The organism is Agrococcus pavilionensis RW1 (assembly GCF_000400485.1).
GTDB classification, from domain to species: Bacteria; Actinomycetota; Actinomycetes; order Actinomycetales; family Microbacteriaceae; genus Agrococcus; species Agrococcus pavilionensis.
Genome location: NZ_ASHR01000032.1, coordinates 35299 through 48484 on the forward strand (window position 1 = coordinate 35299; position 13186 = coordinate 48484).

13 protein-coding genes are annotated in these 13186 nt (G+C 74.5%); 8 read left to right on the forward strand and 5 right to left on the reverse strand.

From position 1 onward, the window contains the following. Positions 1–5: 5 nt before the first annotated feature. From L332_RS26425 to leuS, 3 genes are all read right to left on the reverse strand, one after another. Positions 6–2204 (reverse strand): ComEC/Rec2 family competence protein, encoded by a 2199-nt coding sequence (locus tag L332_RS26425; protein ID WP_021011346.1) that lies wholly within the window; start codon positions 2202–2204, stop codon positions 6–8. Further along, positions 2204–2782, reverse strand: a complete 579-nt coding sequence (locus tag L332_RS26430) for a ComEA family DNA-binding protein (protein ID WP_021011347.1) — start codon at positions 2780–2782, stop codon at positions 2204–2206. The genes L332_RS26425 and L332_RS26430 overlap by 1 nt, the downstream gene beginning before the upstream one ends. Before the next feature lie 124 nt (positions 2783–2906). Next, entirely contained in the window at positions 2907–5450 is a 2544-nt protein-coding gene (leuS, locus tag L332_RS26435) for a leucine--tRNA ligase (RefSeq protein ID WP_021011348.1), read from the reverse strand. A 112-nt stretch (positions 5451–5562) separates the two neighbouring features. On the opposite strand from leuS, the gene L332_RS26440 reads away from it, so the two are divergent. The 3 genes from L332_RS26440 to L332_RS26445 all read left to right on the forward strand — a co-directional run bounded on the left by L332_RS26440 (position 5563) and on the right by L332_RS26445 (position 7401). Further along, positions 5563–6042, forward strand: coding sequence for an SRPBCC family protein (locus tag L332_RS26440; RefSeq protein WP_021011349.1), 480 nt, complete (start codon positions 5563–5565; stop codon positions 6040–6042). Positions 6043–6115: 73 nt separating this feature from the next. Further along, a complete protein-coding gene (locus L332_RS30455) occupies positions 6116–7063 on the forward strand; it encodes an SRPBCC domain-containing protein (RefSeq protein WP_021011350.1) in 948 nt (315 codons plus the stop codon). After that, entirely contained in the window at positions 7060–7401 is a 342-nt protein-coding gene (locus L332_RS26445; RefSeq protein ID WP_021011351.1) for an ArsR/SmtB family transcription factor, read from the forward strand. The genes L332_RS30455 and L332_RS26445 overlap by 4 nt, the downstream gene beginning before the upstream one ends. A gap of 18 nt (positions 7402–7419) precedes the next feature. Here L332_RS26445 and L332_RS26450 read toward each other — a convergent pair whose 3' ends face one another. Beyond that, a complete protein-coding gene (locus tag L332_RS26450) occupies positions 7420–8709 on the reverse strand; it encodes an anthranilate synthase component I family protein (protein WP_021011352.1) in 1290 nt (429 codons plus the stop codon). Positions 8710–8721: 12 nt separating this feature from the next. Here L332_RS26450 and L332_RS26455 point away from each other — a divergent pair, with 12 nt between their 5' ends. Beyond that, positions 8722–9498 carry an aminotransferase class IV gene (locus tag L332_RS26455; RefSeq protein WP_021011353.1) on the forward strand — a complete coding sequence of 259 codons (777 nt, stop codon included), beginning with the start codon at positions 8722–8724 and terminating at the stop codon, positions 9496–9498. Then, positions 9495–10217, forward strand: coding sequence for a DedA family protein (locus L332_RS26460; protein WP_321163275.1), 723 nt, complete (start codon positions 9495–9497; stop codon positions 10215–10217). The genes L332_RS26455 and L332_RS26460 overlap by 4 nt, the downstream gene beginning before the upstream one ends. Before the next feature lie 3 nt (positions 10218–10220). Here the strand turns inward: L332_RS26460 and L332_RS26465 are convergent, their stop codons facing one another. Next, on the reverse strand, positions 10221–10865 hold the full coding sequence (locus tag L332_RS26465) for a TetR/AcrR family transcriptional regulator (RefSeq protein ID WP_021011355.1): 645 nt from the start codon (positions 10863–10865) through the stop codon (positions 10221–10223). A gap of 49 nt (positions 10866–10914) precedes the next feature. On the opposite strand from L332_RS26465, the gene L332_RS26470 reads away from it, so the two are divergent. From L332_RS26470 to L332_RS26480, 3 genes are read left to right on the forward strand one after another with little or no spacing between them, the layout of a single operon-like run. Beyond that, on the forward strand, positions 10915–11607 hold the full coding sequence (locus L332_RS26470) for an SOS response-associated peptidase (protein WP_031224149.1): 693 nt from the start codon (positions 10915–10917) through the stop codon (positions 11605–11607). Positions 11608–11642: 35 nt separating this feature from the next. Then, positions 11643–12680 (forward strand): App1 family protein, encoded by a 1038-nt coding sequence (locus L332_RS26475; RefSeq protein WP_021011357.1) that lies wholly within the window; start codon positions 11643–11645, stop codon positions 12678–12680. Beyond that, the gene (locus L332_RS26480) at positions 12677–13111 is read left to right on the forward strand and encodes an NUDIX domain-containing protein (RefSeq protein ID WP_021011358.1); all 435 of its coding nucleotides are present in this window, start codon (positions 12677–12679) and stop codon (positions 13109–13111) included. The genes L332_RS26475 and L332_RS26480 overlap by 4 nt, the downstream gene beginning before the upstream one ends. The last annotated feature ends 75 nt before the right edge of the window (positions 13112–13186 follow it).

The following is a 13186-nucleotide window of genomic DNA, read 5'->3' on the forward strand; positions in this document are numbered from 1 at the left end:
CCAGCCTACGGCGGGCCGCCGACACGCTCCGACCACACGCGGACGCCGCCCTCGTCGACCGCGAGCGCGATCGTCCCCAGCCGATCGGTGCGGAGCGGCTGGCCGCCAGCCTCGCGCACGAGCCGCAGGGACGCATCCGTAGGGTGCCCGTAGTCGTTCTCCCCCACGCCGACGAGCCCCACGGCCGCACCGATGCGGCGATAGAGCGCCGGCAGCTGATCCGCGGAGCCGTGATGCGCGACGACGACGACGGATGCGCCGGGCACGCCCGCGCGCAAGAGCCGAGACTGCGCCTGCGCGCCCAGGTCGCCGAGCACGACCAGCTCGACGCCTCCGTCCGGCGCATCGATCGCGACGGCGACGCTCGCGTCATTGCCGGGCTCCTCGTCGCCGATCGGCCAGAGCGCCTCGATGCGCAGCTCGCCGAGCTCCCACGCGTCGCCGCGGCGGGCCTCGTGCGTCATGGCGCCGGCCGCGGCGAGCTCGGCGACGAGCGCCTCGGAGCGCTCGTCGACCGGCCCGTGGACGAGCAGCCCGACGCGTCCGAGCAGCGCGCTCGCGCCGCCCGCGTGGTCGACGTCGAAGTGCGTGAGCACGAGCAGGTCGACGCGCCGCACGCCGAGCGTCGTCAGGCAGCCGTCGATGCGCGACGGCTCGGCGCCGGCGTCGACGAGCACCGTCGCCGCGCCGTGGCGCATGAGCGTCGCGCTCCCCTGCCCCACGTCGCACTGCGCGATGCTCCAGTCGGCGAGCGTGCCGAGCCGCACGCTCGGCCACGCGGCGGTGCCGGCCGCGACGAGCCCGAGCACGCCGGCGATCGCGACGCCGCGGGCGATTCGGCCGCGGGCCTGGCCCACGAGCACTGCGGCGAGCATGGCGGATGCCGTGAGCGCGCCCCAGGGCGCGACCGGCCACGGCACTTGCGCGGCTGGCAGCTGCTGCGCGACCATCGCGACCTGCGCGATCCAGGCGGCCGGCAGCCACGCGATCCACGCGAGACCGGCTGCGACAGCGGGCGCGAGCGGCGACGCGAGGCATGCCGCGAGACCGACGACCGTGACGATCGGTGCCGCCGGTCCGGCAAGCAGGTTGGCGAGCACCGAGACGGCGCTCACGCTCGCGTCGAGCCCGACGAGCACCGGGAGGCACCAGAGCTGGGCGGCGAGCGGTACCGCGACGAGTGCCGCGATGGGCATCGGCAGCGCGCGGGAGAGCACCTCGGCGATCGGGCGCCCGTGCACGATGAGCCCGCACGTCGCGAACGCCGAGAGCGCGAAGCCCGGGCTCGTCGCGAGGTGCGGCTGCGCCGCGAGCACGAGCAGCACGGCGAGAGAGAGGAGCGCGACGGCGCCCGCGCGCCGGCCGGTCACGATGCCGACGAGCGCGATCGCCGCCATCGCCCCGGCTCGCACGACCGACGGCTCGGGCGTGACGAGCACGACGAAGCCGCCGAGCGCGGCAGCCGCAACCGCGACGCGGACCCTCCGTCGAGCACCCATCGCAGCGGCGAGCTGGAACGCGGCGCCGACGACGATGACGCAGTTCGCGCCCGAGACCGCCGTCAGGTGGCTGAGGCCGGAATCGAGCATCGCCGTCCGCAGCGTCGCGCTCACGCGTCGCTCGTCGCCGATCGTGAGTCCCGGCAGCAGCTCGCCGCCCATGCCGGGCAGCTGCGCGGACGAGGCGAGCAGCCCGTCGCGCAGCGTCCCTGCCCACGACGCCCAGCCGGCCGGCTCGCCGACCTCGAGCCCGTCGCACACCATCAGCCAGCGCGAGCCGTCGAGCCACGCGTCGCAGCGGCCGATCGCGGTCGCGCCGATCGCGAGCGGCGCGTCGGGCGCGCGCAGCAGCATCGCGCTGCGCGCCGTGCCGGCGCCGTCGCACCCGGTGACGACGACCTCGGTCGGCGCCGTCTCGCCGAGCAGGAGCAGGCCGAGCGCATCGCAGCGGTCGAGGGCGCTCGAGCCCGCCGCGTCGGCGCCGAGCAGCAGCGGGCACGCGAGCGCCGCGCCGACCGCGACCGTCCGCAGCAGCGCAGCTGGCCGCTCGCCTCGACGCGCGACGAGGTGGGCGAGCAGCAGGCCAGCAGCAGCGCTCGCGCCGCTCGCGATCGCCCCGGGCCCGAGCACCGCCGGGTGTGGGCTGAGCGCCGCGAGAGCTGCCCACGCGATCGCGACCGGCAGGGCGAGGCGCAGATCGCGCATCAGAGCGTCACGAGCGGCGTGAGCGTCGCGAGCAGCGCAGGCCCGATGCCGGGCACGTCGTCGAGCTGCGCGAGGTCGGTGAAGGGCCCGTGCTCGTCGCGGTGGGCGATGATCGCGAGCGCGAGCGAGGGGCCGACGCGCGGCAGCGACTCGAGCGCCGCCTGGTCGGCGCGATTGAGCGACACGAGCCCGTCGGCACCGACGCCGCTGCCGGGCGCGCCGGGCGGCGGCGCGGCGGCCGCCTCCTCGGCGGTCGGCACGATGAGCTGCTCGCCGTCGACGACCGGCCTCGCGAGGTTCAGCGCGCCTGGCGCCGCTTCGGCGCTCGTGCCGCCGGCTCGCGCGAGCGCGTCGAGCACGCGCGAGCCGCTCGGCAGCCGATAGACCCCCGGCCGAGCGACCGCGCCCTGCACGTCGACGACGAGATCCGAGGCGGCGGTCGCGACCGGCTCCGCGACGATCGTCGCGGGTGCGGCGTCCTGCATCATGCGCTGCGCGACGCCCCCGGCGACGGCACCGAGCACGAGCAGCACAGCGGCCCCCGCGCCCAGCCGCCAGCGCGCATCCGTCCCGGCCATCCGGGAACGGTAGGGCGGATGCGTCGGCGCTGGTGCCGGGGCAGGGAGCGTCTGTGGATCAGCGCGGCTTCGACACGGTCAGCGCGCTGCGCGCGCGGACCGGCTCAGCCAGCGGCCGGTCGGGTCAGCCGACGACGAAGTTCACGAGCTTCGGCGCCCGCACGACGACGTGCCGCACGACCCCGTCGCCGATCGAGCGCGCGACACCCGGCAGCTCCCGCGCGCGGCGCTCGAGCTCGGCGTCGGCGATGTCGACGGGCACCTCGACCCGGTCGCGCACCTTGCCGTTCACCTGCACGATCGCCGTCGTCGACTGCTCGACGAGCAGCGAGCGGTCGGGCTCGCGCCATCCCGCGTTCGCGACCGAGGGCTCGTGGCCGAGGTTCGCCCACATGTCCTCCGCCGTGTACGGCGCGAACAGCGACAGGCCGAGCGCGATCGTCTCGACCGCCTCGCGCACCGCGGGGTCGGCCGCGCCGGCGCCGGAGTCGACGGTCTTGCGCGTCGCGTTCGTGAGCTCCATGAGGCGAGCGACGACGACGTTGAACTTGAGCGACTCGACGAGACCCGGCGCATCCGCCAGGAACCGGTGCGTCTCGCGCCGCAGCCCCCGGTCGCCGCCCTTGGGGTCGGTGCCGCGCTTCGCAAGCGGCTCCTTCGAGAGCCGCCACGCTCGCGCGAGGAACTTCTGCGCGCCCGCGGGGCTCACGTCGCGCCAGTCGATGTCATCCTCGGGCGGGCCGGCGAAGCTCATCGCGAGCCGCACCGCGTCGACGCCGTGCTTCTCGAGCTCGTCCGAGAGCTCGACGAGGTTGCCCTTCGACTTCGACATCTTGCCGCCGTCGAGGATCACCATGCCCTGGTTGAGCAGCGACTCGAAGGGCTCGGTGAAGGGCACGTGGCCCATGTCGAAGAGCACCTTCGTGATGAAGCGCGCGTAGAGCAGGTGCAGGATCGCGTGCTCGACGCCGCCGACGTAGCGGTCGACGGGCGCCCAGCGCTCGACCTGCTCCTTGTCGAACGGCTGGGTGTCGTCGTTCGGGCTCAGGAACCGCAGGTAGTACCAGGAGGAGTCGACGAACGTGTCCATCGTGTCGGCATCGCGGCGCGCGGGGGTGCCGTCGATCGGCGAGGGCACATTGACCCAGTCCTCGGCGGCGCCGAGCGGGCTCGAGCCCTTCGGCGACAGGTCGAGGCCGTGCGAGTCGGGCAGCGTGACGGGCAGCTGCTCGTACGGCACCGGCACCTCCTGCCCGTCGGCCGTGTGGATGATGGGGATGGGCGTGCCCCAGTAGCGCTGGCGGCTCACGAGCCAGTCGCGCAGCCGGAACGACTTCGCCGCGCGGCCGACGCCCTTGCGCTCGAGCAGCTGGATCATGCGGCCGATCGCGTGCTGCTTCGAGAGGCCGTCGAGCTCGCCGGAGTTGATCATGCGGCCCTCGCCGGGCAGCGCGACGCCGGTCGAGGCCGGGTCGAGCGGAGGGAGGTCCTCGGGCAGCACCGCGTTGCCGTGCTCGTCGAGCGGGATCGTCGGCATGACGCCCGTGACGGGCGCGAGCGTGTCGACGACGACCTTGATCGGCAGGTCGAACGCGCGGGCGAAGTCGAGGTCGCGCTGGTCGTGGGCCGGCACCGCCATGACGGCGCCGTGGCCGTAGTCGGCGAGCACGTAGTCGGCGGCCCACACGGGCATCCGCTCCCCCGTGAGCGGGTGGATCGCGAAGCGGCCGAGGTCGACGCCCGTCTTCGGGCGCTCGGTGCTCTGCCGGTCGATCTCCGTCATCCGCCCGACCGACTCCAGGTAGTCCTGGAACCGCATCCGCACCTCGGGGCTGGCGCCCGCGGCGAGCTCGGCGGCGAGGTCGGAGTCGGGCGCGACGACCATGAACGTCGCGCCGTAGAGCGTGTCGGGGCGCGTCGTGAAGACGGGCACGCGCGAGTGGTGGCCCTCGATCTCGAACTCGACCTCGGCGCCCTCGGAGCGGCCGATCCAGTTGCGCTGCATGCGCAGCACCTTCTCGGGCCAGCGGCCCTCGAGCTGGTTGAGGTCATCGAGCAGCCGGTCGGCGTAGTCGGTGATCTTGAAGTACCACTGGGTGAGCTTCTTCTTGACGACCGGGGTGTCGCACCGCTCGCACAGCCCGCCGATGACCTGCTCGTTCGCGAGCACGGTCTGGTCCTTCGGGCACCAGTTGACGTTCGACGGCTTCCGGTAGGCGAGCCCGGCCTTGTACATCTCGAGGAACAGCCACTGGTTCCACTTGTAGTACGAGGGGTCGGAGGTGTGGAGGATGCGGTCCCAGTCGAACGCGGTCGCGTAGAGCCGCATCGAGCGCTTGTGCTGCTCGATGTTGGCCTCGGTCCACTCCTTCGGGTCGGCGCCGCGCTTGATCGCGGCGTTCTCGGCCGGCAGGCCGAACGAGTCCCAGCCGATCGGGTGGAGCACGTTGAAGCCCTGCTGGCGCCAGTAGCGCGCGAGCACGTCGCCGTACGCGTACGACTCGGCGTGCCCCATGTGGAGGTCGCCCGACGGGTAGGGGAACATGTCGAGCACGTACTTGCGCGGCCGGGTGTCGGTCTCGTCGTCGGTCGCGAAGGGGCGCAGCTCGTCCCACACCGGCAGCCATCGCTGCTGGATGCGGGCGAAGTCGTAGGTCTCGTCGGTCACATGGGCTCCTGGATGTCGTCGGCCGGAGTCGGCACGACGGCTTCCCAGTCTACGGGCGCTCGTGCGGCGGCGCCGCGTGGCACAATCGGGGCAGCCGGAGGGAGGCCCAACGGTGCCGGAGTTCGAGAACCCGCCCGCGACGGTCGATGTGCCAGGCGTGCGCGTGACGCGCATCGTCGCCGTCGACGCGGACCGCGGCACGGTGTGGCGCTGCCTGACCGAGCCCGAGCTGCTCGCGCGCTGGCTCGGCGACATCGCCGCGTTCCCCGACGGCGTCGTCGCCGGAGCGACCGGCCGCTTCGCCTGGACGGGTGAAGTCGTGCTCGCCGCGCGCATCCGCGAGCTCGAGCCCGGCTCGCGCTTCGTCTTCGACTGGGCCGAGGGCATCCTCTCGGACAAGGCGTCGACGGTCGAGATGACGCTCCGCGACGTCGACGGCCAGACGCAGGTGCACCTCGTCGAGTCGGGATTCCCGCTCGAGGGCGACGACGCGTCGAAGCGGGAGTCGCTGCGCGCGCTCGCCGCCGGCTGGACGGTCGAGCTCGACGAGCTCGTGGATCTCGCGGAGCACCTGGAGTCGGCGAGCAGCTGACGCAACCCAAGGGTTGCACTTCGCCCCTCGCCGGGTTATCTTGACCTGCAACCAGCCGATTGCAGGAGGAAGCATGCCGCACACGGACCCTGCCGAGCACCGGCACGACGCGCAGGCCGCGATCGACGAGCCGGGCGCGCGCGTGACGCGCACGATCGCCGTCCGCGCGCCGATCGAGGTCGTGTGGGAGTGCTTGACCGACCCCGCTTCCCTCGCCGACTGGTTCGGCGACACCGCGACGTTCCCCGACGGCACCGGCGAGGGCGCCACCGGCTCCTTCGGCTGGAGCGACGCCGGCGAGTTCCCCGCCCGCATCGAGCGCGCCGAGGCGCCGCACGTCTGGGCGTTCCGCTGGGGCCGGCGCGGCGAGCCGCTCCGCGACGAGCACAGCACGCTCGCGACCTTCACCCTCGAGCGCGTCGGCGGCGGCACGCGCGTCACCGTGGTCGAGACCGGCTTCGAGCGGCTCGGCGACGAGGTCGCCGTGCGCGCGGCGCTCGAGGACAACCGCGAGGGCTGGACCTCCGAGCTCGACGAGCTCATCGCGCTCGTCGCGCGCCGCTGGACGCCCGCCGCCATCGACCCGCTCGCAGGCACGATCACGCGCTCGCTCGACGTCGCCGCCCCCGTCGCGCTCGTGTGGCGCCACCTCACCGACCCCGCCTCGATCGAGGCCTGGTGGGGGCATCCCGCCGTCTTCCCCGGCGGCCTCCGCGAGGGCATCACCGGCACCTTCGAGCACGAGGGCGAGCGGTGGCCCGTCGCGATCCGCATGCTGCGGCCCGAGCGCGCCTTCGCGTTCCGCTGGGGCGAGATCGGCGAGGCCGAGCCCGGCCCGACCGCGTGCGACGTGCGCTTCGACCTCGAGCCGCTCGGCGACGGCACGCGCGTCACGGTCGTCGAGTCGGGGTGGATGCGCGTGCCCGGCGACGTGCGCGACGACCGGATGCGCGGCAACGCCGGCGGGTGGGAGATGGTGCTCGACGGGCTGCGGCGGCACGTGCTCGAGGCGGCGCGGTGAGCGGATCCGCCCCCGCGCCCACGCAGCAGCTCGCCGCGCTCGCCGACGACACGCGCTGGGCGATCCTCGAGCTGCTCGGCAGCCGCGCGCGATCCGCGAGCGAGCTCGCCGTGGAGCTGCCCGTCTCCCGGCAGGCGATCGCGAAGCACCTCGCGGTGCTCGAGGCGGCGGGCCTCGTCGAGTCGGCGCGCGAGGGCCGCTCGGTGCGGCACCGCGCGATCGGCGCGAGCCTCAGCGCGCTCGCCGACCGGCTCGATGCGATCGGGCGGCAGTGGGAGTCGCGGCTCGAGCGCGTCGCGCGCATGGCCGAGGAGCGCGCGGCGAGCGAGCGCAGCTGAGCCGCGGGCGCGCGATCGTCACGCGGGGACGAGTGACGCGAGCATCGCCGCCGCCTTCACGTGCAGCTCATCGACCTCGAACGCCGGCTCGGAGAGCGCGGTCACTCCCCCGCCGACGCCGATGTGCGCGCCGTCTGCGTCGGCGACGACCGACCGGATGACCATCGCGAGCTGGCACGACTCCCCCGCGACGACCCCGAAGCATCCGCTGTACACGCCCCGCGGCGCGCCCTCGAGGCCCTGCAGCAGCTCGACCGTGCGGCGCTTGGGCGCGCCCGTCATCGAGCCCGCCGGGAAGAGCGCGCGCACCGCGTCGAGCGGGCCGAGGCCCGGCAGCAGCCGCGACCGCACGGTCGAGACGAGCTGGTGCACCGTCGGGTAGGTCTCGACCGCGAGCAGCCCCGCGACCTCGACCGAACCGGGCTCGGAGACGCGCTGCAGGTCGTTGCGGCACAGGTCGACGATCATGACGTTCTCGGCGCGCTCCTTCTCGCTCTCGAAGAGCTCGCGCGCGAGCGCGGCGTCGTCGTCGGCGCCGCGGCGGCGCGTGCCCTTGATGGGGCGAGTGGTCGCGACGCCGCCCTCGACGCGCAGGAAGGTCTCGGGGCTCGCGCTCGAGACGGTGACGCCGCCGATGCGCAGCAGCCCGCCGTGGTGCACGGGGCTCGCGGCCCGCAGCCGCGCGTGCGTCGCGACCATGTCGAGCGGCGGCGCCTCGATCGCGGTCGTGAGGCACAGCACGTACGAGTCGCCGTCGCGGATGTGCTCGCGGCAGCGCTCGACCTTCGCGGCGTAGCCGGCGTCGTCGTCGCGCCAGCGGAGGCTCGACGGGTCGATGCGCGCGCTCGAGGGCACGCGCGGCGCGGGCATCGCCGGGATCGCCCACGGCTCGCCGTCGCGCGACTGCAGCTGCGCCTCGCCGCCCGAGACGACGATCCACCGGTCGAGCAGCAGCCAGGCCGCCTCGGGGAAGCGCCCGGCCGGGGGCTGCAGCCCGAGCATCCGCACACCGGCCTCGAACCCGAGCCAGCCGACCCACGCGCCGGGCGTCGCGGCGCGCGCGGCCTCGAGCGCCTCGAGCGCGTCGCCGTCCACCAGGCGGCCGTCGAGCGTCGCGCGACCATCCTCGACGAGCAGCACGTGCCAGCCCGTGCCGATGACGTGGTCGCCGCTCGAGGAGGAGTCGAGCCACACGACGTCGCCGCCGGCGGCCTCGAGCGCCGCGAAGGCCGACTCGGGCGTGACGTCGACGGGGAGCGACCAACGAGCGCCGAGGTGCGGCAGCAAGTGCGCAGAGGTCGCTGGCATAGGGTGCATCCTATGAGCGCCGAGCAGCCCGTCCGCGCGTGGTCGGCGGGCGGCTTCGCGCCCGTCGACGAGCCGGTCGGGGCGACGATCGCCGCGGACTCGTGGCTCGTCGCCGACGGCCGCGTGCTCGCGTGGCAGCGGCACCAGCTGCGCTTCGCGGATGCGGTGGCGGAGGTCGGCGGGGATCGCCTCGACGCGATGGCGGCCGTCAGGAGCGCCGTCGAGCTCGCGCCGGGCGAGGGCCGCTGGTCGCCGCGCGTCGACCTCACCCCGGCGGGCATCCGGCTGCGGATGCGCCCGGCCCCCGCGCCGAGCGAGCGCGTCGAGGTCGTCACGGCCGCGCGCGACCCGCGGCGCGCGCCGCTGCGGAAGGGTCCCGACCTCGAGGCGCTCCAGGCGCTCCTGGAGGACGAGTCGGCGAGGGCCGGGCGCGAGGTCGAGCCGGTCCTGTGCTCGGACGGCGTCGTCGCCGAGGGCTCGCGGTCGGCGCTCCTGTGGTGGCAGGGCGGAGTCCTGCACGTGCCGGCCCCGCGCATCCCCCACATGGCCTCGGTGACCGCCGCCGTGATCGCCGAGCTCGCCCGCCTCGACGGCATCGAGCTGCGCCAGGTCGCCGCCCGCCCCGACGAGCTCGAGGGCGCCGAGGTGTGGCTCGCGAACGCGCTCCGCGGCATCCGCGGCGTCACGTCGTGGCACGGCGGCCCGGAGCTCGCGACCCCCTCCCGCGTCGACGCGTGGCGCGCGCGCCTCGACGCCCTCCGCATCCCGGCGACGGCGGCCCGCTCGTGATCGATGACGTCATCGACGTCGTGCTGGAGACCGTCGGATCGATCGACCCGTGGCTGCGCACCCTGCTGGCGTTCATCGCGATGGCGCTCGAGACGAGCGTGCTGCTCGGGCTGCTCGTGCCGGGCGACACCGTCGTCATCATCGCCGCCCTCGCGGTCGAGGAGTGGCCGTGGTGGCTCGCGCTCATCGCCGCGACGGTGCTCGGCGCGATCGCGGGCGAGTCGATCGGCTTCGCGATCGGCCGCTGGCTCGGCCCGCGGATCGATCGCTGGCTCGCGCGCCGCTGGCCGGCGGCGTCGAAGCGCTGGCGCCGCACCGAGCGCTACCTCGCGCGGCGCGGCGGCATCGCCATCTTCCTCTCGCGCTTCCTCCCCGTCGCGCACTCGCTCGTCCCGCTCATCGTCGGCGCCTCCCCCATGCCCTACCGGCGGTTCCTCGCCTGGACCCTCCCCGCGTGCATGCTGTGGGCGACGGCCTACGCGAGCGCGGGCTGGGCGGCCGGCGGCAGCTACCGCGAGCTCGCCGACGAGCTGCACGGCGCGGGCTACGTGCTCGTCGCCGTGATCGTCGCGTTCGTGCTCGCCGTCTGGGGCGTCAAGCAGCTCGTCTCGCGACTCGAGGCGCGGCACATGCGCGAGGACGACGAGGAGGAGCGCTCAGAGGAGGAGCGATCGGCCCGGGAGCGCTCGGCCCAGGAGCGCTCCGGCGAGGAGCGCTGAGCGCTACGCGCCCTCGGCGAGCTGCGGAAGCGCCGCGACGATGCGCTCGCGCATGACCTGCACCCCGAGCTGCAGGTAGCGCGGGTCGCCGTCGGGGTCGTGCAGGAACGCGTAGGTCACGAGCGCGTCGAGCGCGCCGATCGCGAGCTCGAGCGCCTCCCGCTGCTCGTCGTCGAGCTCGATCTCCCAGCGCTCGCGCAAGTGGGCGGCCATGTCGTCGACGAAGGTCGGCGCGACCGGCGGCCGCTCCGTCGGCCCGAGGTCGAGCCCCTCGCCGCCGCGCAGCGAGCGGAACGAGGGCACCGTGCGGAAGGTCTCGACCATCGCGTCGACGACCGCCTCGATCGTCGCCATGAGCGAGGGGTGCTCGGCGAGCAGCACGCGCTCGATCGCGAGCCGGATGCGCTCGAGGTTGCGCTCCGCGAGCGCCACGAGCACCGCGACCCGGTCGGGGAAGTAGCGGTAGACGGTGCCGATCGAGGCGCCCGCGCGCTCGGCGACGAGCGCGGTCGTGAGGTGCTCGATGCCGTGGTCGACGACGACCGCGGCCGCGGCGTCGAGGAGCGCCTCGATGCGGAGCGCGGCGCGTGCCTGCACCGGCTCGTGGCGGACCGTGACGGAGGAGCCGCTGGCCTGACGATCGTTCATGGGCCAATGATGACGCACGTCCGCTCCGAGCGGTGCGATCATGTTCGGCATGTGCGGACGCTACGTCATGGCCACGCCCGCGAGCGACCTCGTGGCGCTGTTCGAGATCGACGAGCAGGGCGAGATCCCCGCGGCGAACTGGAACATCCCGCCGACGACGACCGTGCCGATCGTGGTCGAGCCGTCCCCGCGCGACGACTCGCCGCCCATCCGCCGCCTCGAGCCGGCCCGCTGGGGACTCGTGCCGGCGTGGGCCGACGACATCTCGGTCGGCACGCGCGCGTTCAACGCCCGCGCCGAGACCGCGGCCTCGAAGCCGATGTTCCGCGACGCCGTCCGCGAGCGTCGCGCGCTCGTGCCGGCCGACGGCTGGTTCGAGTGGCAGAAGCGCGGCGAGTCGAAGACGCCGTTCTACATCCACGACGACCACCCCTTGAGCTTCGCGGGCCTCTACGCCTGGTGGAAGCAGCCCGATGGCACGTGGCTGCTCTCGACCACGATCCTCACGACGGCCGCGTCGGGCGCGCTCGCCGACATCCACGAGCGCATGCCGGTCGTCGTCTCCCCCGAGATGCGGGATGCGTGGCTCGACCCCGAGGAGGACGGCGAGGCCGCGCTCGAGGCCGTCGTCGCCGAGGCGGGCGCGGTCGCCGAGTCGCTCGCGATGCACGAGGTGGACCGACGCGTCGGGAGCGTGCGCGAGGAGGGCCCCTCGCTCATCGAGCCGGCGGCGACTCGGTAGGGTCGATCCCGACGACGACCCGGGAGGAGCCGCCCATGGAAGAGCTGGTGCCGCTCGCCCGCATCCCCGAGCCGATCAAGCACGTCGCGGCGCGCGTCGAGGACTGGGTGCACGAGCACCGCGAGGCCGGGGCGCTGCGCGCGGGTCGCCTGCCCGCGATCGTCACGTACCCCGGCTACGGCGGCGAGGGGTGGGTGCGCGTGCTCGCGCGCGTGCTGCTCGTCGAGCCCGGCGGCGAGCGCGGCGCCCTCTACGAGAACGTGCGGGGCTGGCGCTCCTTCACGTCGCTCGCGCTCAACGACATCGACGTGATGATCGAGGCGGGCGGCGAGCGCCACGTCGTGACGGCGGATCGCGGCGGCCTCGTCGATGTCCGCGTGCCGATGCGGCTCGAGCCCGGCTGGCGCGAGGTGACCGTCTCGGTCGCGGGCAGCGCGCCCGTCACCGCTCCCGTGTTCGTGGTCGACCCGGCGACGCGCTTCGGGGTCGTGAGCGACATCGACGACACCGTGATGGTGACGTCGCTCCCGCGGCCGCTGCTCGCAGCGTGGAACGCCTTCGTGCTCGACGAGCACGCGCGCTCCCCCGTGCCCGGCATGGCCGTGCTCTACGAGCGCATCGCGCAGCGGCATCCCGAGAGCCCGTTCATCTACCTCTCGACCGGCGCGTGGAACGCGGCGCCGGCGCTCACGCGCTTCCTCTCCCGCAACCTCTACCCCGCCGGCAGCATGCTGCTGACCGATTGGGGCCCGACGCCCGACCGCTTCTTCCGCTCGGGCAAGGAGCACAAGCGCGCGCAGCTGCGCCGCCTCGCGCGCGAGCTGCCGCACGTGCGGTGGCTGCTCGTCGGCGACGACGGCCAGCACGACGAGGAGCTCTACGGCGAGTTCGCGAGCGCCCACCCCGAGCACGTCCGCGCGGTCGCGATCCGCGAGCTCTCGGCGCAGGAGGCGGTGCTCGCCGGTGGCCGCAAGCACGCCGACACGCGCTCGATGCACCCGTGGGTGTGGTCGTCGAACGGCGGCGGCCTCGCGCAGGAGCTCGGCGCCATCCCCGAGCTCGACATCCTGTGACCGCGGCGCCGCCCGACCGCATCCGCGCGATCGCGATCGCGGTCGTGCGCGATGCCGCCGGGCGCCTGCTCGTGACGAGCACGGTCGACCCCGTCACGGGTCGCACGCTCGCGCGGCCACCCGGCGGCGGCATCGAGCCGGGCGAGCTCGCCGCCGAGACGATCGTGCGCGAGCTCGACGAGGAGCTCGGCCTCGCGGTCGAGGCTCCGCGGCTGCTCGGCGTGCTCGAGAGCGTCCTCGAGTTCGCCGGCCGCACCCTGCACGAGCACGTCTTCGTCCTCGAGATCGAGATGGCTGCGGATGCGGTGCTCCCCTCGGTCACGGACGCGGGCCACCCGGTGTGGTGGCTCCCCGTCGAGCGCTTCCGCGACCCGGAGCTCGACCTCGTCCCCGCGGGGCTGGTCGAGCTCCTCGACGACGCCGACGCCTGAGCCAGGGCAGCGAGCGTCGTCGGCAGGGTACGGTGACCGCAGGGCGACGACGCACCGACCGACGACCGGGGCTCC